Genomic DNA, 23,477 nt, shown 5'->3' on the forward strand with positions numbered 1-23,477 from the left:
GCCTTTGGCGCCCGGCTCACCCCCAAATCCCCACGAGGAAACCAACGGCCTAGGTTCGAGAAAACACCAGGTGGGAAGGCCATTGAAGGCACCATCCCCCTTGATTATAAGGGGAGATAACCCCGTAGTATGGAAGGAAAGAGCGCATAGAAGGCGGTGGCTTGGACCACCTCGCTCAGCGGGATGTGTTCATCGACCCGATGGGCGTAGGTCTCATCCCCGGGCCCGAAGCCGATGCTGGGGATGCCGGCCTTCCCCGCCCAATAGGTGCCGTTGGTCGAGAAATCCCATTTCCCGGTGGGCCGTCGCTCTCCCCAGAGGGCCTGGATCGTCGCCTGGCCCGCCTGGACCAGCGGGTGGGATTCCTCCAGCGCCCAGGCCGGGAAGTATTTCTCGACCGGATACCGGAAGCCGGTGTAACTGGGGTCCTCGTAACGCAAGATCTCCACCCGCATCGCCCTTCGATGCTCCGGCGGGATGCACGCCTCCACCTGGGCCAGGGCCTCCTCCTGGGTCTCCCCGAAGGTCAGCCGGCGGTCGATGTAGATGGTGCACTCGTCGGGGACGGCGTTGATGGAGGGGGTGCGGCTTTCGATCATAGTGACCGTGATGGTCCCCCGGCCGAGGAACTCGTGGGATTTCAGTTGAGGATCCAGATCCCGGATCGCGGCGATCACCGGGAGCATCTTGTAGATGGCGTTGTCGCCGAGCCAGTTGGAGGCCGCGTGGGCGCTCCGCCCCTTGGCCACCACCTTCAACTCCACCCGCCCCCGGTGCCCGCGATAGACGCGCAAGCCGGTGGGCTCCCCGATCACCACCGCGTCGGGCCGGATCTTCGGGTCGACCTCGACGAAGATATTCGGGGCCAGCCCGTCACACCACTCCTCCATGTTGCCAAAATAGTAAACCGTCCACCCTTCCAGCAGCCCCAGGTCACGGGCGATGGCCAGGCCATAGATCATGCCGGGGGTGGATCCCTTCTCATCGCATGCGCCGCGGGCGTAGAAGAGGTCGCCCTCCAGACGCCCCCGAAACGGATCCCAGGCCCATTGCTCGGGGTCCCCGACGCCGACGGTATCCAGGTGGCTGTCGTAGACCAGCACGCGGGGGCCGTGGCCGATCCGCCCCCGGATGTTCCCCATCACGTCGAAGCGGATGTCCTCGAACCCCAGGCGGCCCATCTCCTCGGCCACCCGTTCCCCCACGGCCCGGATCTGGGCGTCATGGCTGGGGATGGCCACGATATCGAAGAAGAAGCGCAGGAGCTCCTCACGGCGCGCTTCCACAGCCTGACGGATTTTCCCAACCACCTCGGCGCTCATGGTCGATCTCCCTCCAAAAGATAATTTACAAGGGGCGGACCGCATCAGCGGTCTGCCCCTTGTGGAAAATCTTCCCGAACGAAACATGGGGCGGGCTGTGCAGCGGGCCGCCCCATGCTCCCCTCCCCGGCCGCTCCACCGCCTATAAGGTCGGAGGGGGTTTAACGCGTGAGCAGGCTTTCCGATTCCGCATCCTTCCTCCAGCCTGGAAAGGCCGAGCGGCCGGCGAACTGGGCGCTCTCTCCCAACTCCTCTTCGATGCGCAGCAGCCGGTTGTATTTGGCCACCCGGTCGCTCCGACACGGCGCCCCCGTCTTGATCTGCCCGGCGTTCAGGGCCACCGCCAGGTCCGCGATGAAGGTGTCCTCCGTCTCGCCGCTCCGGTGGGAGATGATCAGCCCCCACCCCGCCCGCTGGGCCAGCCGCGCCGCCTGGATGGCCTCCGTCAGCGTCCCGATTTGGTTCACCTTGCACAGCAGCGCGTTGCACGCCCGCTCGGCGATGGCCCGGCGGATGCGGCTCACGTTGGTCACCAGGAGGTCATCCCCCACCAGTTGGATCCGATCTCCCAGCCGCTCGGAGAGATGCCGCCACCCCTCCCAATCGTCCTCCGCCATCCCATCCTCGATGGAGAGGATGGGATACTGCTCGACCCAGCGGGCGTAGAGCTCAGCCAGCTCCGGCGCCCGCAGGGACCGGCCCTCTTTGCGCAGCACGTAAACTCCATCCTGGTAGAGCTCGCTGGCCGCCGCATCCAGCCCCAGGGCGATCTGCTCCCCCGGCGCATATCCCGCCGCCTGGATCGCCTCCAGGATCAGCTCGATGGCCTCCTGGTTCGACCGCAGGTTCGGGGCGAAGCCTCCCTCATCCCCTACGTTGGTGCTGTAACCCCGCTTCTTAAGGACCTTCTTGAGGTGATGATAGACCTCCGCTCCCCAACGCAGGGCCTCAGCGAACGAGGGGGCACCCACTGGGAGGATGAGGAACTCCTGGAGATCCGCCGAGTCATCGGCGTGTTTGCCGCCGTTGAGGATATTCATCATGGGAACCGGCAGCACCCGGGCCTCCACACCCCCTAGATAGCGGTAGAGGGGAAGGCCTAAGGAACGCGCGGCCGCGACCGCCACCGCCAGGCTGACGCCCAGGATGGCATTGGCCCCCAGCTCCTGCTTGTTCTCGGTGCCGTCCAGGCTGATCAGCGCCTCATCGATCCCGATTTGATCCAGGGCGTCCCAGCCCACCAGCTCCTCGGCGATGCGGGTGTTCACGTTCTCCACCGCCTTGAGGACCCCTTTCCCCAGATAACGGGAAGGGTCCTCATCCCGGAGCTCCCAGGCTTCGTGGGCGCCGGTGCTGGCCCCCGAAGGCACGGCCGCCTGACCGACGGTGCCGTCGGCCAGATGCACTTCCACTTCCACGGTCGGATTGCCTCGTGAGTCCAGGATCTCCCGCGCCCGCACCATCTCGATCCGCGTGGGGAAATCCAGCGCTCGCGCCATCGTTGCGTTCCCCCCATAAAGTCTCTGTTCGATTATAGCCAGCCAGGACGGAAAATCCATCTTTATTACAATCCGAAGGGCTACCCGAAACTCTTCCGCTCACTCGATGCAGCGCCAGATCCGTTGCTGGGATCACTGCTTGGACAAGAGGTAGTTCGATCCTCTTCGGAGGCATCCGCATGGAGGCCTGCAATGCAGGTCGGAGTTCCGCGGTTGGTTTTCTCCTGGGGGCTTCATGAACGGAGCTGCGCGCAGAGGGACGCAGCTCCGTCCTCAAAACGATTTCATAGAAGCTACGCCGTTCGGAGCCCACTAGAAGAAGCGGGAGAGCCCCACCCCCAAAGCCACTAAAAGACGGCCACCTGCGTAACTTCTATTCAAAGGGGGAAGGAATTTCCCACCCCTATGCCCTATTTCCCGCGCCTTCCCCGGACGGATCGGCGGGAAGGCCCAATGCGGCAAGAAAGGCAAACAGCGTTCCTCCCACCATCCCCAGCCCCATCCAGCCCATCCACCCCCATCGCTCTATCCACTCCTCCCCCAACCGCAGCAACATCACTCCTACCCCCCAGCCCCCCAAGCCGCCGCCCAGCCCGCTTCCCACCATCCACGTCCACGAATCCTTGGCCAAGCCCCATCCCAGGATCCACTGCGCCGCTCCGGCCCCCAAACCGATCCCCAGCCCGATTCCCGCACAAACCCAGGCCCAGATCCCCATCCCGGCGGGCCCCTGAGGGATCAGCCGCTCGGGCCCTACCGCCCAGAATAACCCCCACAACCCCAACAGCCCGAATGCACCGCCCAGGCCGCTGCCGAGCACCCAGCGCCCTAACCTCCATCCTCGACCTCTCAGTGCCCATCCCTGGCCCCCACCCAGAAGCACCCCCATCCACAACCCACTTAGCCCCAGGAACAAGGTGATATCGAAGGGGCTTCGAAGGAAAACCCATCGCTTCAACGCGGTCAGCGCCTGATCCAGCCCGACCATCCCGCCGAGCCCCAGGGCCCCGATTGCCCAATGCGCGCCGAACCAGCGTCCCCACCAGAGCCATCGCTTCATACAGCGCCCTCCCGAAGAATTGCCGATGGATGTCGCAGCCTCCAGATTGTGCTTCCCATGATCCGAGCTGCGGGCAAACAGTTCTTTGGTGATCCCCTCGACCGCCCCGGCTTCCTCACAAGGATCCGTAAAGACCCCATGGACGCCGGCTCGGGCATGTCCTGCTGCATCCGTCGTCCCGACCCCGCTTCACGGCTGCTTCCCCGTTGGACTTGGGAAACGCGCGTATTCGATCCACGGAAACACCGGCATCACCCGGTCGGCGTAACCCAGCCGACCACCCCACATCCGGTAAACCCAGTGGGTGCGTACCCAGGCCTCCAGTTCAGCCCCGATGGCGTCCACCAGCTCCACCTCCGGACGGTGAAGCCAGAACCGTAGATCCTCCGGTTGGTGCAGCCATCCCGTCAAATGAGTAATGATGGGCGCCTCCTCCGGATCGCCTGACCATCCGGCATGCTCCAGCCAACGAGGATCGATATCCTCCCGACGCCAGGTGCGGGGATCCATCCAGCCGCCCCAAGCGAAGTCCGGCGCCAGCACCCCTGCCACACTTTCGAACTCCAGATGATTGGAATCCAGCAGCACCCGAACCGCCCGCAGGGAGAGCGGCGACCGGAAGGTGATTTGAACCGGAATCGGACCAGGCCACGGCGCTTCCAGCAGACGGCGAAGGCGGGCCGCGTTTGCGCTCCGATAGGCCTCCAAATGCTCAGGGGTGTTGGCGGGGAGCTCGACGCGGATCACCCAGAGGCCGCTCGGCTCTCGGAGGGCCGTTGCGCGCTCGGTTTCCGTGCGCCAGTCAAGGGGGATCGTCGCCGCTTGGGGAAAGGTAGCCCCCATGAACAGCACGATGAACAACAACCCGAGCACGATCTTTGCTTTCATTGTGATCTCCTGATCAGTGTCATCACGTGGTCATGCCCATGAACCCCAATTTGGGAGTTCGAGCTGGCTTTGCTTTGTCATGCGGGGTGGGCCGCGTCAGCGACCCCCCGTATAGCAATCCCACGAACCGTGAGATCGACGCCGCGAATTGGAGAACTATTTCTGTTCGCGACAGAGCATCCCCCAAAATGGATAAGAGTTACGTAGTTCGGGGCGCGTGGGGAGAGGCGGAAGGCCCCCCTTCCCACGGCCCTTTGGGCCGTGGGAAGGGGGATGAAAACATTTTTTGGGGCGGAGCCGGGCGCCTTCGGCGCCGCCCCAAAAACTCCACGAGGAAATCAACCGCATAATTCCTAAATGGAAAAGCGTTGGCTTGTTTTCATTGTAATTAGTGGGAAGCTCATCCCACAACGGTATTTTTCACAGGAGGCCTCCTGTGAATTCCCACAGGCCTCCTTCAGGGTTGGACTTGGAAGAGACGGACAACATGGCCTCCCGTCCGGGCTCCCGGCCTACGCAGGATAAGCCCCTGAGTGGGCACGGTGGCCTTTGGCAGCCCCACCCGCTTCCAAATCCCCCCGGATGGAAAATCGGCTGGGGCCTTCGCCCTGCCTGGCCTAGCCCCCGAAACCCTCAATCAACAAGAGACCTCCTCCCCGGAAGGCCCCTCAAGCCAGCCCCGCCGGATCGCCTCCCGAACAGCGGCCGCCCGGTTGTTGACCCCCAGCCGCTGGAAGATCTGGCCCAGATGATACCCCACCGTCCGCGGCGAGATCCCCAGACGGTGCGCGATGGCCCGATCGGTGAGCCCCTCCGCAACCAGCTTCAGGATCTCGCGCTCCCGCTCCGTCAGCCCCTTGAGAAGAGCCAAAGCCTGGGCCTTGGCTCGGATCTGCGGGCTGAACGATGTTAAACCCCGCGCCACGCTCTGCACGGCCGCGGCGATGGCCTCCATCCCCTCCTGCTTAAGCAGATAACCCTCCACCCCAACCGCCATAGCCTCCTGGATCAAAGCTTCGTCCTCGTAAGCGCTGAGCAGGAGAACCCGAATGGGCCATCCCCGACGCCGGATCTCCCGGGCGAGGGCCAGCCCATCCCGACGGGGGAGTCGGATATCGAGGACCGCCACATCAGGCTGCAGACGCTCCAACAGGACGAGGGCCGTTTCGCCATCTCCCGCCTCGCCCACGACTTCGAAGTCGGGAAGCGTGCTCAAAAGAATCCGTAAACCCAGCCGCAACAATGGATGATCATCCGCCAGCAACACACGAACGGGCATTTGCCCTACCTCCCAAGCTCTTCAGGAGGAAATCGATCGCGGAAGACAGGACTTAGGCTTAAATCCCCTGGGCTGCTCGGTTGCGAACAGAAGCCGTCCGTGGGATTCCTGTAGAGGGCGGGGCGCTTACACAGCTCGCCCTTCACAGAAATTCCACAAATCGAAAGCTCGCCACTATGAGCCGGGACGACCTCCGCGGTTGTTTACGACAGAGCATGTTCAATTAGGGCTGCAGGGAGGGGGGAGCAAAATCCTTTGGGGGTGAAGGGCCGCCGAAGGCAGTCCCTCGCCCCTATAAGAAACTCGCCGGAAAGCGCATCGGTCATATTTAAAAATCAAATCCGGATGAAGCAGTATGTGCTATGATGGAAACATGCCCTCCATTGAGACTTCAGCACGTCGCGCATCGAATTTTCCACACACTTTCAAAGAGACATTGCCCATTCAGTTTCGAGGTGAAACTGCCATGCGGAATTGGATCGGCGTGTTGTGGATGGGTATTTTGCTGCTGTTCGGTGTGGGATGTGGGGTGGCGACTCCAGCATTCCCCAGGGAAACCCCGACCCACACCCTGAGCTGGACAGTGACCCCCGTGTTGGAGAGAGAACCGACCTCCACCGCTACACCCGGGGGAAGCCTGCCGGATCTCCGTTTGCGAAGCCCGGCCTTCGCGGAAGGCGAGACCATTCCCCGTGAGTATACCTGTGATGGGGCCGATCGCTCGCCCCCTCTGCGCTGGGATCCTCCTCCACCAGGCACCCGGAGCCTGGCCCTGGTGATGGACGACCCCGATGCCCCCGGTGGTCGCTTCGTCCATTGGACCCTTTACGGGATCCCCCCGGAACGAACGGAGCTTCCTGAAGGGCTGCCTGCCCACCCGGCTCTCGAGGGCATCGGAAGGCAGGGACGGAACGATTTCAGGCGCATCGGCTATGGAGGACCTTGCCCGCCCCCAGGTCCGCCCCATCGCTACCGGTTCACGCTCTACGCCCTGGACATCCCGCCGGAGCTCCCTCCGGGCGCAAGCCCCACGGACGTGGAGCGCGCGCTGGAGGGGCATATTCTCGCCGTCGGACGCCTGACCGGGCGCTACGGGCGGTGAGGAGAGCCGGGCTGGGGGCCATCGAGCCATGTCTCGGTATGTTCAGCCGGGCGCTTTTCGCCCCCCGGCTTCCCCGATCGCTGCGCTGTCCTCAATGGAACGAAGGGCTCCCGGACGGAGGGGGAGGGCCTCTTGCTTCCACACGGGCGCGAGAGAAGGGCCACTCGAAGATTTCTCCTCCGCCGGTCAAGGGAGGGCTTCCAGAGCCCGTCGGATCTCCGTCGCGACCTCCGAGAGGGGACGTTCCCGGCGCACCACAGGCGGGCGAGCCAGCCGTAATCCATCTCCAACCCAGCGCGGGATCACGTGAACATGGAGGTGAAAGATCTCCTGGCCTGCGGCCCGCCCGTTGCTCTGCACCAAGTTCAGTCCCTCCGGGGCCAGGGCGGCGCGGATCGCCCGGGCCACCCGGACCGCCGTGCGCATGACCGCCGCGGCGTCCTCCTCATCGATCTCGAAGATGGTCGCCGCGTGGCGCTTGGGGATCACCAAGGTGTGGCCTGGGTTCGCAGGGTTGATGTCCATGAAGGCCATCGTCCGCTCGTCCTCGTAGACGATCTCCGCAGGCTGCTGGCGTGCCACGATGGCGCAAAAGATGCACGAGCTCATCGGATCCCTCCCGGTGAGGATTTCGGTGAAGCACACTGGCGTCGGAACGCCCGCCTGATCGCCTTCTATAGTATGGCGGATCACCAACTACAGGAAGAAGTTCGCCTGCCCGAAGGAGCAGCGGCCGAAATATTGGCCAATGGATCCATGGCCTACGGCCCCAAGCGGACTTGGCGTTCGGAACCATTGATCAACCGGTCAACGAATCGATCGACGAAGGGAAATTTCCTATGCGGGGCGGGCCGCTGACACGGCCGCCCCGAAACCCTCACTACAACCAACGGCATATCAATCAAGATCGAAGAGGCATTACGCTCGGAGCAGCGTGAGGACGTATGCTGGATCTTTCCCGCCAAGAGAGGTACCGCGCCTGGTATCAGAGGCGACGGCCCGGATGGCGGCCCGCCGGTGAGGTGTTCAACACCATGCTGGAGCCGCTGCTCGCACCGGATGCCCGCGCGCTGGACGCCGGGTGCGGCCGGTTCGGGGCGCTGGGCCGCTTCCGGGAGCGGGTCGGGCTGGCCGTGGGGGTGGACGCGGATTTCCTCTCCCTCCTGGAAAACCTGATCCTCCCCCTCCGCGTCCAGGCCCGGCTGGAGGCCCTGCCCTTCCCGGCCCACACCTTCGATCTGGTCCTGTGCACCTGGGTGATCGAGCACTTGCCGGACCCTCCGACCGCCTTCCGAGAGATCGCCCGCGTCCTGAAGCCCGGAGGGGCGCTGCTCCTGATCACCCCCAACGCGCGCCATCCCCTCATCGCCCTCAGTCGCTGGATCCCCGCCTGGCTGCGCCCCCGCCTCGTCCACCGTCTCTACGGCCGCGCGCCTTCAGACATCTTCCCGGTTTTCTACCGCGCCAACACGCCCCGAACGCTCCGCCGCCGGTTGCGCGAGGCCGGCCTCCGGGAGGCCGCCTGGTTCGAGATCGAAGACCCTACTTACTGGGCCTTCCACCCTCTGCCCTTCGCTTTGGCATCCCTCTACGAACGGCTCACCGCATGGCCGCCGCTGCGCGGATGGCGGATCCACCTCGTCGGCATGTTCCAGAAGGCATAAGCTCCAAAAGAACGGCGGCCATGGGCCGACTTCCATCTGAGATCTCGCCTCAGAGGGCAGATGAGCATCGCAGCGGCTCACCCGCTGGGATTGTCGATTTAAGGCCGGACAATTAAAATTTTCAAGATTTTCCATCAGCTTCCAATGCGGCCTGCAGCCGCGCCGTTTTTAAGCCCATCACACCTCATCGCTGGAGGGCCTTCGATGTCGGAGCTCAAGTGGTGGCAGAAGGCGGTCTTCTACCAGATCTATCCCCGCAGCTTTGCAGACACGAACGGGGATGGCATCGGGGATCTCGAGGGCATCCGACGCCATCTGGATTACCTCCAGGACCTAGGGGTCGAGGCGATCTGGCTGTGCCCCCATTACCCTTCCCCCCTCGTGGATTGGGGCTACGACGTGGCGAACTACACGGACGTCGCCCCCGAATACGGCACCTTGGAGGACTTCCGGCGCCTTCTCCAGGAGACCCACCGGCGGAACATCCGGGTGATCGTGGATTTCGTCCTGAACCACACCTCTGACCAACATCCGTGGTTCCAGGAATCCCGCTCCAGCCGGGACAACCCGAAGCGGGACTGGTATATCTGGCGCGAGGGTCGGGACGGCGGGCCGCCGAACAACTGGTACTCCACCTTCGGAGGTCCCGCTTGGGAATACGATCCGCGGACCGGCCAGTACTACTACCATTTCTTCTTCAAGGAACAACCGGATCTGAACTGGCGCAACCCGGAGGTCAAGCGCGCCATGTTCGACGCGGCGCGCTTTTGGCTGGAGATGGGGGTGGATGGATTCCGGCTGGACGCGGTCGGGACCCTCTTCGAAGATCCCGCCCTCCCGGATCAGACGGCACCGATGAGCTATGAGGAATGGCTGAAGCGGTGGAGCGCCGCCGCGGACGAGGCGGAGCGGGAGCGACTGCAGCGCGTTCGCCAGGAGATGTTCCGCTATCAGGAGGACCTGCCGGAGGTCCACGACGTCATGCGGGAGCTTCGGGCGCTGGTGGATACCTATGGGGACATCGTGCTGGTTGGGGAGACGGAGGACCTGGCATATTACGGGAACGGCGAGGACGAGCTGCACCTCGTTTTCAACTTCCCCTTGATGAAGGCCCCCCGCCTCACGCCGGCCGTGGTGCGGGCGAACCAGCGGGAGCGGTTGGCCGGCATGCCCCCAGGCGCATGGCCCTGCAACACCATGGGCAACCATGATGTCTCCCGGGCCCTCAGCCGCTACGGGGACGGCCAGCACGATTTGGAGATCGCCCGCCTGGCTGCCGCCCTGATGCTCACCCTGCGGGGGACGCCCTTCATCTACTACGGCGAGGAGATCGGCATGCGGGATCTGATCCTCACCGATCTCTCCCAGTTCCGGGATCCATTGGGACGCTGGTGGTATCAGGTGGAGCGGGAGCTGTTCGGGACCCCCCATGAGGAAGCGGTGGTCCGTGGGGCCCGGTTCGGGCGGGACAAGTGCCGCACCCCCATGCAGTGGTCCCGCGGCCCCAACGCCGGCTTCTGTCCGGCCGCCGTCCGGCCCTGGCTTCCCGTCCACCCCAACCACGCTGAGGGGGTCAACGTGGCGGACCAACTGGAGGATCCCGACTCCCTCCTCTCGTTCTACCGACGCCTGATCCACCTGCGCCAGCGGACTCCCGCGCTGGTGGCCGGGGATTATCTCCCGCTGGCGGAGGACTCGAACGAAGCGCTGGTCTTCCTCCGCCGTCTCCCCGAGGACGGTCAGGCCTGCCTGGTGGCGATGAACATGACCGCGCACCCGACCCAGGTCGATACCGGCCTTGACGGGTGGGGGCGCTGCTTGTTCTCCACCGATCGCGCCGAGCGGAGGGAGGAGGCGCTGCGGGAGCTGCGCTTAGCGCCCTTCGAGATCACGATCATCGAGCTCCATCCCCAGAGGCAGAGCCATGGAGCGGCTGAGCATCCGTGAGGGTCCGGAAGGTTGCACATTCAGCGTCCACGTCGCCCCCGGGAGCCGGGAGGACGCCATCGTCGGGCTTTACGGCGATGCGTTGCGGGTTCGCCTGCGAGCCCCGGCGACCCGGGGGAAAGCCAATCAGGCCCTGCGGGCCTTCCTGGCCCAACAGCTGGACGTACCGGTGGAGGCGGTGGAGATCCTCGCGGGCCACAACTCCCGGCATAAAGTGATCCGGGTGGTAGGGGTGTCCGCCGACTGGGTGCACATGCGGCTGAAGCTTGAACCGCGTGGGTGACCTCCGGGGGAGGGTGAACCAAGCCAGAAAAGCAACTTGTCCACGCCTGGGATCGGTCGCCCACCCGCTTGCCGTCTGCGGGAACGCGAAGCCGCCGCGCCGTAAACCCAAAATGGCTTTCCCGTTCATCGTCTTCCACGGTAATTCCGTTTCCAGCCGTGGGGCCTCAAGCGCTACACCGTGTAAAGGAGATCCAGGTATCGATACAGGAGGTCCCGTACCACCCCTCGAAACGGCAACGTGGCGGCCAGGCCGTAAACGGGCGCCAGCTCCCCCCGCTCCTCCGGATGCGCTCGGACCCACGCGACGCTCTCTCCCAGATCCCGCAAGAACCGATCGGCCACCCCGGGCTGGGCGTGTCGCAGCGTGACCGCCAAATGAAGCGCCGGGGGATGCTGGAGGGCGTTCAGGCTCCAGCCCCGCCGCCCCATCTGCTCCAGGACCCGGTAAATATCGATCGTCTTCGATGTAAAGGCGATCACCCAGAGGGGGTCCCCCAGGACCTCCAACTCAGGGATGCCGCGGATCCCTTCTTTGATCCGGGCCCCGGTCTCCAGGATCGCCCGGGCCGCCTGTAAGTACCCCTGCTCGCCCATCGTGACCATCGCCGCCCAGGCCGCGGCGATCAATCCGCCCGGACGGCTCCCCAAGAGCGTCGGGGTCGCATAAAGGCCGCCCGGCCAGTCCGTGGCGGCAAAATACTGGTAACGGCGGAGACGCGCCCCTCGATACAGGATCACCGAAACGCCCTTAGGGGCATAGCCATATTTATGAGGGTCCACGGAGATCGACGTCACCCCAGGCACCCGGAAGTCGAAGGGCGGCACCGGATATCCCAAGCGCTCCGCCCACGGAAGGATAAACCCGCCCAGGCACGCGTCCACGTGACAGCCGATGCCGTGCGCGCGGGCCAGCTGGGCGATCTCCGGGATCGGGTCGATGATGCCGTGGGGGAACGAGGGCGCTGAGGCCACCAGGACGACGGTGCGTCGGGTGATGGACCGGGCCATCGCCGATACATCCGCCCGATACCCCGAGTCCACCGGGACATAAACCAGGCGCAGGCCGAAGAGCTGAGCGGCCTTCTCGAAGGCCGCGTGGGCCGTCACCGGGAGGACGACCTCCGGCTGGGTGATCCCTCGGGTTTCCCGCGCCCAGTCCCGATAGGCCTTCATCGCCAGCAGGATGCTCTCCGTGCCGCACGAGGTCACCGTGCCGGTGATCTCCTCCCCGGCGGCATCCGCGCCCAGCATACCAGCGGTCATGGCCACGATCTCCGCCTCGAACCGGGCGACGCTGGGCCAGAGGTCCGGATGGAGCGGGTTCGCCTGGGAGAAAAGCGCGTACACCCGGTTCAGGAACTCGATGTGCTCAGGGCCTCCGTGATACACCGCGCCGGAGGCGTAACCGTCCCGCCAGCGGGCTTCCTCCCGCTCCGCCAACGCCCGGAGCTGCTGAAGCACTTGGTCCGGGGGTTGCCCCTCCGACGGAAGCCGGGAGAACCCCGGGAGATCCCGGTAAGGTTTCAACATCGGCTCCAGCTCCCGCAGCACGGCCGCGTATTCGGCCTCCAGGCGGCGCTCCACGCCCGGCACCGCCCGCAACGGCCGTTCCAGATGGGAGAAGGCGCCCCGGATCCTTTTCATAAATCCCAGGATCAACTTGCGCAGTTGGAAAGCCGAGGTTCCGTTTCCTGCCATCTCGATCTCCTTCGCCGATGAGCGCTTCACCTTCCACCCGGCTAGGTTCCCCCTTCGCCGCTCAACCTCCCCAGGGTCCGCTGAAGCCGCCGATAGATCCCGCGGGTCGCCCGATAGAAGGCGCGGAACTCCCGAAACAGCGCATCATAAAGGGCGCGATGGGCCGGGTTGGGCTGGAACGTGGCGGCGATCGGCACCCGCTCCGGGATCGCTTCCCAGCTCAGCCGGCCGAGGGCAACCCCGGCCAGCAGCGCCACGCCCCGCAGGGCCGCCAGCTGGGGCTCCTGGACCTGATGGATGGTCCGGTTCAGCACATCCGCCATGATCTGACCCCAGATCGCCGACCGGGCTCCGCCCCCGATGAACCGGATGTGGTCGATCCGGTGGCCCAGGAAGGCCTCCACCGCCTCCAGCAACCAACGGGTGTTGTAAGCGACCCCCTCGAACACCGCCCGCACCAGGTGTTCCCGTTGGATCCCCAGCGAGAGATTGAAGAACCCGCCCCGCAGGGAGCTATCTTCCACCGGCGTTCGCTCGCCATACAGCCAGGGGGCGAAGAGCAACCCGCCGCTTCCCGGCGGCGCCTGCGCGGCGATCCGATCCAGGACCGGTTCGGGGAATTCGATGGAAGCGGACGGCTCCTCGAGGAGCCGGCGGAGCACCTGAAGGCACGCGCCCGCCGTCTCCTGCTCATTCGCGATAAAGTAACGGCCCGGGATCGCCGACGGGAGCGTGGTCATGTTGCGGATCAGATCCACCCGCCGGAACGGCACGTGACAGGTCAGCCACGAGGAGGTCCCCAGATACAGATGGGGCTCCTCATCCCGAACCGCGCCGGATCCGATGGCGCTGGCCTGCACATCCGGGGTTCCCACGATCACGGGGATCCCCGGGGGAAGGCTGAGGTCCCGCGCCGCCTCGGGCCGGAGGGGGCCCAGGATCTCCACCGCCGGGCGGAGATCGGGGAGCTTCTCCCGCTCCACCCCCACCTGTTGAAGGAGGCGGGGGTGATAATCCACCCGGCGGATGTCCCGGTTATCCGTGAGCCAGAAGAGGGCGATCGAGTCGTACGAAGCGGCAGCGCAGCCGGTGAGACGGAGGTTCAGATAATCCTTGGCCTCGAGGAACTTCCATGTCTCCCGGTAGATCTCCGGGACGTGCTGGCGCAAATATAAAAGATGCGCGATGGAATCCTTCCCGGAATGGCCGGGAACCCCTCCGGTCAGGCGAAGCCAGAGGAACAGGCGATCCAGGCGGTAACCGGCGATCGAGGGGAACCCGCCCCACAGGCGCGCCACCGCCTCGGCGCCCCGCGTGTCCATCCAGAGGATCGCGTTCGTGAGGGGGACGCCGTTGGGGTCGACGGGGACCAGGGTGGACCACATCCCGGTGCAGCCGATGGCCGCGATCCGATCCCGGGCGCCTGGGATCCCATCCAGCAAGCGATGGGTGGCCCGCCGGATCGCTTCCCACCACTCCGCCGGATCCTGCTCCGCGCCCCCGCCGGGGAGGAGGATCAGCCGCGTCGGCTCCTTCTCCCAGCCGAGGATCTCCCCATCTAAGGAAATCAACCCCACCTTGGGCCCGGTGGTCCCCAGATCAACCGCCAGGATCCAGCGCTCACTGTCCATCGGCGGTCCCTCCTTCGCCATCCTGGATATTTAAGCTGCCCGTCCGCACCCCTTCAGCATTTTAGAGGTTGAGCCGGGCCTTCAGCCCTCAGCCCAACCGCCACTCATTATTTTCATTATTTCCTTCCTCATCGTCCATCTCTTCTTCCCCCTTAGAACCCCTCTCCCATGGACCGGCGATTTTTGGAGCGCATGGCCTGGATATCCTTCGCTTCTCTAGCGTCTACGACCCTCAAGGCCGGCTGCTTTTTCACCATATCAGGATATGGGAGGATGCGGTATCATCATCGTCCCACCTTACGAGGAAGGATCCGAGAGGCATATTAAGGGCATCCTCTCAGGAGCCTGACCTTACTCTCAGTTGGGGTGCCCAGCAGGCCTATCCAGGGCTCGCAGATGGAACAATCTACGGGGCAACCTGACTGCTCTAAAGAGGGGGCCGATCCAGTTCCCGCTACGTCCGTTCTGAGTCAGAAAAACAGAGCACGCGTGTAGCCTCCCCGTTGGCTTAAGGGATCTCAAATGATCTCCAAGAAGATCCGCCGAAGGTGAGCTCGCAGCCTCCAGACGCCAACCAGACCGTAAGGGAAGGCCAGCACCACGAGGATGTAGAGGAGACCGAAGAGAAGAAACCATATCGGGCCGAAGATCCGATTGAAGAGATAACCGGTGAGTTCCAGGAGCGCCGCGCCGAACATCGGGCCGCTTAGGGTTCCCACCCCTCCGACCAGTGTCATTAGCAACGCCTGAATGGTGGTGCTCACGCTCAGCAACGAGGGAGTAACATTTTTGTTCAGCAGGGCGTTTAGCGACCCAGCCAGCGCGGCGAAGGCCCCAGAGAACATGAACGCCAGCAGTCGGAACATAAAGGGGGAATAGCCTAAGGAGACCGCACGCTCTTCATTCTCCCGCAACGCGACCCATACCCGTCCGGTCGGCGAATCCACCAACCGCCGCGCCATGAAGTAGGCCCCAAGCATAAATAGCAGCGTGAAGTAATAGAAGCGCAAACGATATTCAGCAGGATCCAGCCAGGTGGGAACTGGGATGCCGTGGAGCCCATCCTCCGCGCCGGTGTATTGTCGGAAGTCTGTCGCCTCACTCAGGATGAAGGCCGCCTGGGCCAGCGCTAAGGTGATCATCGCCAGATACACCCCCCGCACCCGCATGGAGAGCAAGCCCATTAGCCCGCCCAGCCCTAGAGCGAGCAGCACGGCCGCCAGCAAGGCGATTCCCAGGGAGGCGTGGAAGTGCTTAAGAAGGATGCCGGTGATATATGCTCCTCCGCCGAAGAACAACGCATGGCCGAAGGAGAGGATGCCAGCATAACCCATCAAGAGGTCATAGCTCATTGCGTAAACCGCCATCAGGTAAACGCGAATCAACAAGCCTTGGATGAACTTTGGCCATCCGGTCTCCACCGGCTCGCCGAAGAACCCACTCAGCAGAAATGGCAATCCAAACAGCAAGGCTAAGCCAAGCGCTGACAGTCCACGGCGTCGGATCCACAAGCGAAAGGCTATGCCCAGGGAGAGAGCCTTTCGACGCGCCTCGGTTCGTTCCATCCTAAACCCCTCCTCCGAGTGGGGCTCGCGGGGCGAGAAGATAGCGGCCAAGGTTGCTTATCATTTTGCCTTCCAGTAATTCAGCCCGACTTTTGCCCGAACAGACCGCTCGGTCGGATCAGGAGAACCGCGGCCATAATTAAGACCGTAGAGGCCCGGGCGATGGCGGGGGAAAAGCGAATCGCCTCCGTCAGGCCGGGGAAGGCTACCCCGACGGTGACCAGGTAATCTCCAAACGCCCGTGCCAGGCCGACCAAGAGAGCGCCTACCGCCGCGCCGCCATAATGGCCCATCCCGCCGATGACCACCGCAATGAAGGCCTGAAGCAGAAACTCTAGCCCCATCGCCGGGCTCAGGCCCAGAAAGGGCGTGGCCACCACGCCCCCCAGAGCCGCCAGGGCGGAGCCCATTGCGAACACGCCCGTGAACAACCGCCGCACCGGGATCCCCAGGGCTTCCACCATCTCCCGGTCCTCCACCGCAGCCCGGACCGCCATCCCGATTCGGGTCCATCGCAGCAACAGCCCGATCCCCACCCACATCCCGATCCCCACTCCGATGATCAGAAGCCGATAGGTGGGGAAAGGACGCCCCAGCACATTCAAGGAGGCGCAACCCTGAGCGAACCATTCGCCCAGCGAATTCGCCAGGCAAGGGGCAGCAAACAGAGAGGGACGGGGAAGTGGGGCATAGTTCCCCGGTCCCCATACGACCCGGACCAGCTCGGTGCCCACATAGGAGAGACCGAGAGTGAGAAGAACCTGATAGATTGGGCGGGCATAGAGGGGGCGGATCAAAGTGGATTCGATGAGGGCGCCTAGCGCACCACCCACAAGCGTGCCGACAGAAAGGGCAAGGAGGAAGCGGAGATCCGGCGGGCTCTCGAGGACCCAGCGCTCCACCATCTCCCGACTCAGCACCATTAAAGTCCCTATTAGAAAGAGACCTGCCGCGAGCCCTCCAGCCCACTTAGCGGCGGCCCGGCGTGCTCCGCCCAGCAGCAGCCCACCCCATGAGCCGGCCAGCCCCATGGCCACCATCCGGGCAAAGACGATCGCGAATGGTTCCTGGGCGAGCGGCGTGGGGATGGACCCGCCCGGCACTGTGCTTCCGAAAGCTACCAGCTTTCCCACATTGTGGTTCCAGAAAGCGATAGCTCCGAAGCTGATCAATCCTATCCCACAAGCGATACGAGGGATCGGAAACCGGCCCGCCCCCGCCTGCCCGAGCACTATCCCTGCCCCAAGGGCCAGAAATAGGGGGGCCGTGTTCAGCAACAGGCGTGGGTTCTGATAGGCGGTCCACCCCACATATGCCCCCAGCATAAACAATGTGCCGTGGGCGAAGTTGATCACATCCATGAGCCCGAAAATCAATGAGAGCCCGGAGGCGACCAGGAAGAAGAGAGCAGCCAGCGTAAGGCCGGAGAGCACAATCGAAGCCCATACGGGCAAGGGGAGGATCAGAGCGAGAAACCCGATGATGCCCACTAGGATGAGCACCAGCGCCCACGTTCCTTTCATATCACCACCCCCAGATAGCGCTGGAGCAATCCGGGATTCCCCACAAGCTCTGTCATCGGCCCGCTCCGGATCACCCGCCCATCCTCCATCAGGATGTAGCGATCCGCGAGCTGACGGATCGCGTGGAAGTTCTGTTCCACGAGAAGAATAGGCATCTCCTCCCGCAGCCGATGGATCGCTGCCATCACCTGCTTCACCAGCATAGGGGCCAGGCCCTCGCTGGGCTCATCGATGAGGAGAATGCGGTTCTCCGGCACCAGGGCGCGGGCGATGGCCAGCATTTGCTGCTGACCGCCCGAGAGCAGACCCGCCGGCTTCCTCAGCGCAGCCTTGAGGTCCGGGAACAGGCTGAAGATCCAATCGGCCCGCCGAGCCAAATCCCCTCGACGCCGTTCGGCAAGCCGCAGGTTCTCCTCCACCGTCAGGCTCCGGAAAATCGCCCGATGCTCCGGAACGTAGCCAATCCCCATGGCGGCGATCTCGTAGGTCGGTCGCCCGCGAAGCTCCTCTCCAAGAAACCGAATGCTCCCTTCAGCGGCTGACCAGAGTCCCATAATCGTGCGCAGGGTGGTGGTCTTCCCTGCACCGTTTCGACCCAACAGGACGGTCAAGCTCCCCGGCTGGACAGCAAAGGAAACTCCTTTCAAGATATGGAAGGATCCAATGAACGTGTGGACTTCCCTCAACTCGAGGACGGCGTTCATATCCGCTCCCCTAAATAAGCCTGTTGCACCGCCTCGTCCCGAGCGATCGCCTCAGGGGTCCCTTCAGCGAGCACACGACCCTGGTGCAGGACGGTCACCCGATGGGCCAGGCGCATCACCAGATCGATCTTGTGCTCAATTAAAAGGATCGTTGCTTCATATCGTCGATGGACTTCCTCGATCAATCGGATCAGGTGTGGGATCTGGTCAACAGCCATGCCGGCGGCGGGCTCGTCCAGCAACATGAGTTCAGGTTCCTGAGCCAGCAGCATAGCAAGTTCTAGCCAACGCCGATGCCCATGGGAAAGCGCCCGGGCGGGGAGATTGGCCACATCCGCCATGCCCACCTCATGCAATACTGCCCAGGCCCGATCCAGATAGCGCCGGAGCTGAGTGGCCGGAACCCAAAACCGGAAGTTGTCCATGCCCATCGCCTGGGCTGCCAGGCGGACATTCTCCAGGACGCTCAGGTTAGGAAAGACATGAATTAGCTGATAGGCCCGGCCGATCCCAAGGCGCGCCCGGCGATGCGGAGGAAGGTCGGTGATATCTCGCCCCCGATAGAGCACCCGGCCAGCGGTAGGGCGCAGGTTCCCACCGATCAGATTGAACAGCGTGGTCTTGCCGGCTCCGTTAGGCCCGATGAGAGCATGGATCGTGCCGGCCTCCACCTGTAGATCCACCCGATCTAAGGCTCGGAGCCCTCCGAAATCCTTCGTCAGCCCACGGGCCTCCAAAAGGATGCCGCTGGCCATGTCTTCCCTTCCACTTGCTGGATTCTCCAGCCTCCTCTATGCTGTAAAGAGGGTTCGCCCTAGGTGGGGGCGGGCAGCGTCCCGTGCCCCCTGCTGCCCGCCCCTCACCGCTAAGGCTTCGGACAGCGCTCCTGATAAGGCCCCTCCAGCATGCACGGCGGGGCCGTCTCCTCCGGCGAGAACTCCTTAATCAGCTCAAAGAATCGGAATTGGGGATCCTTGGGATCCTTCAGGCGGACCAGATACATGGGCTGGAGGGCAACGTGGTCATAGGGCCGGATGATGTAGGTTCCCTTGGGACCCATGAAGGTCATGCCCTCGAAGACAGGGATCAGCGCCTCCGCCCGGGCATCGCCGTTGGTCTTCTTCAGCCCTTCGACGACCATGATCGCCGCTGCCATGCCGCCTGCTGTGAAAAGATCGGGTGGCGTCCCGAACTTCTCTTGGTGGCGCTTCACCAGCCAGTCGTTGACCGGGTTCTTGGGCAGTGTATAGTGATAGACGCTCACGCCGACTGCCCCTACAGCCGAGACATAACCGGAAGCGATGCTCTGGTTGTCGCCCATCCCGGTCGCCACCGTCATCTTCTGGAAGACCCCAAGGTCCTGCATCTGCTGGAAGAGGGGCACAAACCCTGCACCGGCCCAAGTCACGATCAGGACCTCGGCATTAGCATCCAGCACCCGCTGCAGGTAGGGGGTGAAGTCCGTTGTTTCTAAGGGGATGAATATGGATCCCGCGCCCTCCGGGGTGTCGTTAATTGTGAAGCGCCCCCCCAAGCTCTTCACGACGGTGTAGAAGGCGCGGGCGGAGCCATGGCCGAAAGCATAATCCGGGGCGATTTGAACGAAGGTCTTGCCCATCTCGACGAGAGCCTTACCCATGGTCAGAGCATCCTGCACGCTGGTCCGGCTGGTTCGGAACGTGTAGGGATTGAAGTTCTTCCCGGTGATGTCCGGACTGGCCGCCGGCTCAGCAATGAGGATAACCTTGTGCTCCTCGGCCACCTTTTGGACAGCCAAGGTGACACCGGAGCTGGGAGCTCCCACCAGGATCTCTGCCCCCTCCGCCTCGATTAGCTCCCGTGCCTGGGCCACACCTTTCTCCGGATCGCTCGCGGTATCACGGATGATCACCTGGATCGGGCGGCCGGCTACCTCCATGGTGCCATTGGTGGCGTATTCTAGGCCCAGCATGAAGCCGTTCTCCAGCATCGGTCCGTAGAGGGCCAGGGAACCGGAGCGATCGGAGAGCAGGCCGATCTTTAAGGGTTTGCCGGGTGTTGGCGAGGGAGAGGGTGTTGCCGTAGGCGTGGCCGGGGCCGGTGCAACGGTGGGGGTCGGCGAGGGAGTCGCCGGCGCCGCACAGGCCCCAGCCAGCAACACGAGGGCTACTACGCCTTTCAGCCAGCGACGATCCATGGGTCACCTCCCGGAAAGCAAGGTTTTAGCGTAACCCTAGTTCAAGGGATCAGATAGATCGCCTAGAGCAGCCCATGTCCCCAAATCCTCAGGAAGCGGCTTCTTAGCAGTCAACACGAAACCGATACCAATACCCTGGCTGGGGAAGCCCTCAGCCTATGGATCCTCAGCAGGACGGTGAGGGCTGTCCTCTGGAGCCAGGACGACCGCCTCGCCGCGCAACACTTCCTCCCCGTTTTGGTTGACGCAACGTGTGGCCAGGGTCACGATCGGCTTATCCTCCCGAATGCGGATTACCTCCACGGTGGCGGTGATTGTGTCGCCCGGATAAACCGGCCGGACGAATTGAAGGCTCTGGCTAAGATAGATCGTTCCCGGGCCAGGGAGCAGCCGGCCCAGCACCGTTGAGATCAGGCCCGCCACCAGCATCCCATGGGCGATCGGTCGCCCAAAACGAGTGTTTTGGGCGAAGACTTCATCCAGATGCAGGGGGTTATTATCGCCGGTCAGCGCAGCGAAGGCCTCGATATCCGCTTGCGTGATCGTCTTCGTCCATGAGGCTGTTGCGCCCACCCGAAGCTCAGTCATAAGGGCCTCCCCAGCGGATCACCGTTGCTCCCCACGAATAGCCCGTTCCTGCGCTCACCAGCACCACCACATCGCCGTTCCGAAGCCGTCCCTCCTGCCGGGCCAGGTAAAGCCCCAGCAGCGGATCCGCGGCCGAAAGGTGACCGTAATCCGAGAGATAGATGGCTTGGGATTCCGTCAGTCCCAGGGCCGAAAGCAACGCCAGGAAGAGCGAACGCTTGGTGTGCAGCGGGATCAGGAAATCGAGGCCGTGGCAGCCGCTTCGAGCAATCGCCTCCCGCACCACGCCCACGAAATGATCCAGGGTGATGGGATCGAGCATGGCCTTCATCTGTGCTGGATCGGTGACGTCGAAATAATGCAGGCGCTGTTCGATCGTTTCATGGCTCGGGGGAAGCACTGAGCCCCCGGCGGGAACCCGTACGAAATCCGCGAAGCGGCCATCCGTGCGGAAGGCGGACTCCAGGACGATGTTGAAGGGATGATCCCGTCGAAGCAGGCAAGCTGCCGCCCCATCGCCGAAGTTGAACATGAACCGGGCGCGGTGGTTGGTGTAATCCAGAAGCATGGATTCGGTTGAGGCGGCCACCAGCAGTACATGGCGCAGGGAAGGATCCGTTAACATCATGCTTCGAGCCGTTTTCATAGCGAAGGGGAGCCCAGCCGAGGTGCCACAGATCTCGAAGGCATAGGCCCGATGGGCGCCCACCAACACCTGGATGCGCGGGGCAGCCAGCCATACGTAGTAATCCTTATGCATGCTCCCAAAATAAATCACGGCGTCCACCTCTTCAGGCCCGACCCCCGCATCCATCAGGGCTCGCCGCCCTGCCTCAGCGGCCATCATGGAGACAGTTTCCCCTTTCCCTGATATGTCGGCGATGTGCTTCTGAGCCAGCCCAAACTTGGTCCGGATCACCTCGGCCGGGATGCCGGAAGCCACCGCCAGCTCCTCTGCTGTCATTACCCGCTCTGGAAGGTAAATGCCCAGCCCAACGATGCCGACAACGGTCATGGTTGTCCTCCGTAGCGGGCCTTGACCTCCGCGCGTAGGATCTTCCCCAATGCGTTCCGAGGCAGGGCCTCCACGAAAACCACGGACTTTGGGATCTTGTAACGGGCCAGCCGCCCCTCACACCACGCCAGCAACGCCTCGGGCTGAACCTGGTGGCCCGGGCGCAGGACCACAACCGCCCTTCCGACCTCCCCCCATTTCGGGTCCGGCACCCCAACGACACAGACCTCTTGGACGGCCGGGTGCTGTGCCAGCACAGCCTCAACCTCTGCCGGATATATATTGAGGCCCCCGCTCTTGAACATCTCCTTCAAACGCCCCACGATGTAGGTGAAGCCCTGCTCATCGCGGTAAGCCAGATCCCCTGTGCGGAACCATCCTTCACAGAACGCCTCCGCGGTCGCCTCTTGGAGGTTCCAGTAGCCGGCGAAGACGTTGGGGCCCCGCAGCCAGAGCTCGCCGACCTCTCCTGGCTCCGCCTCTCGCCCTTCCGGTGTCACAATGCGTGCCTCGGTGAAGAAAGCTGGCCTCCCGATGAAGCCTAAGGCTTGGGTTCCTTCCACGAACTCTTCCGGCTCCAGCATAAAAGCTGTGGGGGAGGTCTCCGTCAGCCCGTAGCCCCCTCCAAAGGGCAGGCCCCTCCGGCGAAAGGCCTCCACCACCTCCAGCGGACAACGATCCCCTCCGTTGTAGAAGGCTCGCACACTCGAGAGGTCTACTTGGTCGAAGAGAGGAGAAGCCAACAGCATCTGGAAGATGGTGGGCACGCCCATCACGATGGTCACTCGCTCCTGTTCGATCAGCCGGAGGGCCTCGTCGGGATTAAAGCGACGGGGCATGATAACCCGGCCACCCATAAGCAGAGTGGGAAGGGTGAAGAGCCCGATGCCCCCCACGTGGACTAACGGGAGGAGTGTGAGAGTGGTGTCCTCCGCGGTGATGCGAAGGGCGATGATGTCGTTCATGGCATTCCAGAACTGGTTTGCATGGGTTAGCACTGCTCCCTTGGGCCGTCCAGTAGTTCCTGAGGTGTAGACGATCAAAAGCGGACGATCCCATGAGATAGGGTCCCCGGGTTCCTCCTCGGGTTGACCGGCCACCCATGCCGGATACGTTATAGCCCCAGCCACCGGTTCGTCGGCCAGCTCGACCACCGCCTCCACAGGGGCCTGCCCCTGCAACGCTTCAACCATTCCCGCCTGTTCTAGTCCTACGAAGAGAATCCGCACCCCCGCATCCTGGATTTGGAAAGCCAGCTCTGGGACGCTGAGACGATAGTTAAGGGGAACCACCACCACGCCTACTTTGGCGGCGCCGAAAAGCAGGATCAGGAAGCGCGGATCGTTCATAGCCAGGATCCCGATTCGATCCCCCTCATGGAGCCCCATGGCCCGCAGCCCATGGGCGGCCCGGTTGGCCTCGCGGTTCAGGAGACCGTAGGAGAAGCGCTCCGTCGGCGTGATCAATGCTTCGCGTTTCGGATGGAGAAGCGCATGCCGAGAGAGCCAGTAGCCAATGCCATACATTCGCG

20 protein-coding genes are annotated in these 23,477 nt (G+C 63.5%); 4 read left to right on the forward strand and 16 right to left on the reverse strand.

The genetic code is table 11. The features are described from left to right. Positions 1-104: 104 nt before the first annotated feature. From ACFMO5_RS13560 to ACFMO5_RS13580, 5 genes are all read right to left on the reverse strand, one after another. Entirely contained in the window at positions 105-1,322 is a 1,218-nt protein-coding gene (locus tag ACFMO5_RS13560; RefSeq protein ID WP_376793282.1) for a YgeY family selenium metabolism-linked hydrolase, read from the reverse strand. Positions 1,323-1,483: 161 nt separating this feature from the next. Further along, positions 1,484-2,821 (reverse strand): phosphopyruvate hydratase, encoded by a 1,338-nt coding sequence (gene eno, locus ACFMO5_RS13565; RefSeq protein ID WP_376793283.1) that lies wholly within the window; start codon positions 2,819-2,821, stop codon positions 1,484-1,486. Positions 2,822-3,224: 403 nt separating this feature from the next. Then, positions 3,225-3,881, reverse strand: a complete 657-nt coding sequence (locus ACFMO5_RS13570) for a hypothetical protein (RefSeq protein ID WP_376793284.1) — start codon at positions 3,879-3,881, stop codon at positions 3,225-3,227. 189 nt (positions 3,882-4,070) lie between these two features. After that, complete coding sequence (locus tag ACFMO5_RS13575; protein ID WP_376793285.1) at positions 4,071-4,769, reverse strand: hypothetical protein; 699 nt, start codon at positions 4,767-4,769, stop codon at positions 4,071-4,073. Positions 4,770-5,406: 637 nt separating this feature from the next. Beyond that, positions 5,407-6,048, reverse strand: coding sequence for a response regulator (locus ACFMO5_RS13580; protein ID WP_376793286.1), 642 nt, complete (start codon positions 6,046-6,048; stop codon positions 5,407-5,409). A gap of 466 nt (positions 6,049-6,514) precedes the next feature. Here ACFMO5_RS13580 and ACFMO5_RS13585 point away from each other — a divergent pair, with 466 nt between their 5' ends. After that, positions 6,515-7,150, forward strand: coding sequence for a YbhB/YbcL family Raf kinase inhibitor-like protein (locus ACFMO5_RS13585; RefSeq protein WP_376793287.1), 636 nt, complete (start codon positions 6,515-6,517; stop codon positions 7,148-7,150). A 186-nt stretch (positions 7,151-7,336) separates the two neighbouring features. On the opposite strand, the gene ACFMO5_RS13590 is transcribed toward ACFMO5_RS13585, so the two are convergent. Next, complete coding sequence (locus tag ACFMO5_RS13590; protein ID WP_376793288.1) at positions 7,337-7,759, reverse strand: HIT family protein; 423 nt, start codon at positions 7,757-7,759, stop codon at positions 7,337-7,339. A 335-nt stretch (positions 7,760-8,094) separates the two neighbouring features. Between ACFMO5_RS13590 and ACFMO5_RS13595 the strand changes: the two genes are divergently transcribed. The 3 genes from ACFMO5_RS13595 to ACFMO5_RS13605 all read left to right on the forward strand — a co-directional run bounded on the left by ACFMO5_RS13595 (position 8,095) and on the right by ACFMO5_RS13605 (position 11,044). Further along, a complete protein-coding gene (locus tag ACFMO5_RS13595; RefSeq protein WP_376793289.1) occupies positions 8,095-8,814 on the forward strand; it encodes a class I SAM-dependent methyltransferase in 720 nt (239 codons plus the stop codon). Between the two features lie 204 nt (positions 8,815-9,018). After that, complete coding sequence (locus tag ACFMO5_RS13600) at positions 9,019-10,761, forward strand: alpha-glucosidase (RefSeq protein ID WP_376793290.1); 1,743 nt, start codon at positions 9,019-9,021, stop codon at positions 10,759-10,761. After that, entirely contained in the window at positions 10,739-11,044 is a 306-nt protein-coding gene (locus tag ACFMO5_RS13605) for a DUF167 domain-containing protein (protein ID WP_376793291.1), read from the forward strand. The genes ACFMO5_RS13600 and ACFMO5_RS13605 overlap by 23 nt, the downstream gene beginning before the upstream one ends. A 173-nt stretch (positions 11,045-11,217) precedes the next feature. Here ACFMO5_RS13605 and ACFMO5_RS13610 read toward each other — a convergent pair whose 3' ends face one another. From ACFMO5_RS13610 to ACFMO5_RS13655, 10 genes are all read right to left on the reverse strand, one after another. Further along, positions 11,218-12,690 carry a pyridoxal phosphate-dependent decarboxylase family protein gene (locus tag ACFMO5_RS13610; RefSeq protein ID WP_376793307.1) on the reverse strand — a complete coding sequence of 491 codons (1,473 nt, stop codon included), beginning with the start codon at positions 12,688-12,690 and terminating at the stop codon, positions 11,218-11,220. Between the two features lie 95 nt (positions 12,691-12,785). Further along, positions 12,786-14,375: an FGGY-family carbohydrate kinase gene (locus ACFMO5_RS13615; protein WP_376793292.1), complete on the reverse strand. Its 1,590-nt coding sequence runs from the start codon at positions 14,373-14,375 to the stop codon at positions 12,786-12,788. A 518-nt stretch (positions 14,376-14,893) separates the two neighbouring features. Next, entirely contained in the window at positions 14,894-15,940 is a 1,047-nt protein-coding gene (locus tag ACFMO5_RS13620; RefSeq protein WP_376793293.1) for a branched-chain amino acid ABC transporter permease, read from the reverse strand. A gap of 80 nt (positions 15,941-16,020) precedes the next feature. Beyond that, a complete protein-coding gene (locus tag ACFMO5_RS13625; protein ID WP_376793294.1) occupies positions 16,021-17,463 on the reverse strand; it encodes a branched-chain amino acid ABC transporter permease in 1,443 nt (480 codons plus the stop codon). Next, positions 17,460-18,167, reverse strand: coding sequence for an ABC transporter ATP-binding protein (locus ACFMO5_RS13630; RefSeq protein WP_376793295.1), 708 nt, complete (start codon positions 18,165-18,167; stop codon positions 17,460-17,462). The genes ACFMO5_RS13625 and ACFMO5_RS13630 overlap by 4 nt, the downstream gene beginning before the upstream one ends. Next, positions 18,164-18,922, reverse strand: coding sequence for an ABC transporter ATP-binding protein (locus tag ACFMO5_RS13635; RefSeq protein ID WP_376793296.1), 759 nt, complete (start codon positions 18,920-18,922; stop codon positions 18,164-18,166). The genes ACFMO5_RS13630 and ACFMO5_RS13635 overlap by 4 nt, the downstream gene beginning before the upstream one ends. A gap of 110 nt (positions 18,923-19,032) precedes the next feature. Then, on the reverse strand, positions 19,033-20,343 hold the full coding sequence (locus ACFMO5_RS13640; protein WP_376793297.1) for a substrate-binding domain-containing protein: 1,311 nt from the start codon (positions 20,341-20,343) through the stop codon (positions 19,033-19,035). 156 nt (positions 20,344-20,499) lie between these two features. After that, positions 20,500-20,931: a MaoC family dehydratase gene (locus ACFMO5_RS13645; protein ID WP_376793298.1), complete on the reverse strand. Its 432-nt coding sequence runs from the start codon at positions 20,929-20,931 to the stop codon at positions 20,500-20,502. Continuing rightward, a complete protein-coding gene (locus ACFMO5_RS13650; RefSeq protein WP_376793299.1) occupies positions 20,924-21,946 on the reverse strand; it encodes a 3-oxoacyl-ACP synthase in 1,023 nt (340 codons plus the stop codon). The genes ACFMO5_RS13645 and ACFMO5_RS13650 overlap by 8 nt, the downstream gene beginning before the upstream one ends. Then, complete coding sequence (locus tag ACFMO5_RS13655; protein WP_376793300.1) at positions 21,943-23,472, reverse strand: long-chain fatty acid--CoA ligase; 1,530 nt, start codon at positions 23,470-23,472, stop codon at positions 21,943-21,945. The genes ACFMO5_RS13650 and ACFMO5_RS13655 overlap by 4 nt, the downstream gene beginning before the upstream one ends. Positions 23,473-23,477: the final 5 nt, after the last annotated feature.

It is taken from the genome of Thermoflexus sp. (genome assembly GCF_042408365.1).
Taxonomy (GTDB): Bacteria; Chloroflexota; Anaerolineae; order Thermoflexales; family Thermoflexaceae; genus Thermoflexus.

Coding starts and splice junctions, on each gene's coding strand:
- ACFMO5_RS13560 (WP_376793282.1), bottom strand. CDS start 1,322: ATGAGCGCCGAGGTGGTTGGGAAAATCCGTCAGGCTGTGGAAGCGCGC.
- eno (WP_376793283.1), bottom strand. CDS start 2,821: ATGGCGCGAGCGCTGGATTTCCCCACGCGGATCGAGATGGTGCGGGCG.
- ACFMO5_RS13570 (WP_376793284.1), bottom strand. CDS start 3,881: ATGAAGCGATGGCTCTGGTGGGGACGCTGGTTCGGCGCGCATTGGGCA.
- ACFMO5_RS13575 (WP_376793285.1), bottom strand. CDS start 4,769: ATGAAAGCAAAGATCGTGCTCGGGTTGTTGTTCATCGTGCTGTTCATG.
- ACFMO5_RS13580 (WP_376793286.1), bottom strand. CDS start 6,048: ATGCCCGTTCGTGTGTTGCTGGCGGATGATCATCCATTGTTGCGGCTG.
- ACFMO5_RS13585 (WP_376793287.1), top strand. CDS start 6,515: ATGCGGAATTGGATCGGCGTGTTGTGGATGGGTATTTTGCTGCTGTTC.
- ACFMO5_RS13590 (WP_376793288.1), bottom strand. CDS start 7,759: ATGAGCTCGTGCATCTTTTGCGCCATCGTGGCACGCCAGCAGCCTGCG.
- ACFMO5_RS13595 (WP_376793289.1), top strand. CDS start 8,095: ATGCTGGATCTTTCCCGCCAAGAGAGGTACCGCGCCTGGTATCAGAGG.
- ACFMO5_RS13600 (WP_376793290.1), top strand. CDS start 9,019: ATGTCGGAGCTCAAGTGGTGGCAGAAGGCGGTCTTCTACCAGATCTAT.
- ACFMO5_RS13605 (WP_376793291.1), top strand. CDS start 10,739: ATGGAGCGGCTGAGCATCCGTGAGGGTCCGGAAGGTTGCACATTCAGC.
- ACFMO5_RS13610 (WP_376793307.1), bottom strand. CDS start 12,690: ATGAAAAGGATCCGGGGCGCCTTCTCCCATCTGGAACGGCCGTTGCGG.
- ACFMO5_RS13615 (WP_376793292.1), bottom strand. CDS start 14,375: ATGGACAGTGAGCGCTGGATCCTGGCGGTTGATCTGGGGACCACCGGG.
- ACFMO5_RS13620 (WP_376793293.1), bottom strand. CDS start 15,940: ATGGAACGAACCGAGGCGCGTCGAAAGGCTCTCTCCCTGGGCATAGCC.
- ACFMO5_RS13625 (WP_376793294.1), bottom strand. CDS start 17,463: ATGAAAGGAACGTGGGCGCTGGTGCTCATCCTAGTGGGCATCATCGGG.
- ACFMO5_RS13630 (WP_376793295.1), bottom strand. CDS start 18,167: ATGAACGCCGTCCTCGAGTTGAGGGAAGTCCACACGTTCATTGGATCC.
- ACFMO5_RS13635 (WP_376793296.1), bottom strand. CDS start 18,922: ATGGCCAGCGGCATCCTTTTGGAGGCCCGTGGGCTGACGAAGGATTTC.
- ACFMO5_RS13640 (WP_376793297.1), bottom strand. CDS start 20,343: ATGGATCGTCGCTGGCTGAAAGGCGTAGTAGCCCTCGTGTTGCTGGCT.
- ACFMO5_RS13645 (WP_376793298.1), bottom strand. CDS start 20,931: ATGACTGAGCTTCGGGTGGGCGCAACAGCCTCATGGACGAAGACGATC.
- ACFMO5_RS13650 (WP_376793299.1), bottom strand. CDS start 21,946: ATGACCGTTGTCGGCATCGTTGGGCTGGGCATTTACCTTCCAGAGCGG.
- ACFMO5_RS13655 (WP_376793300.1), bottom strand. CDS start 23,472: ATGTATGGCATTGGCTACTGGCTCTCTCGGCATGCGCTTCTCCATCCG.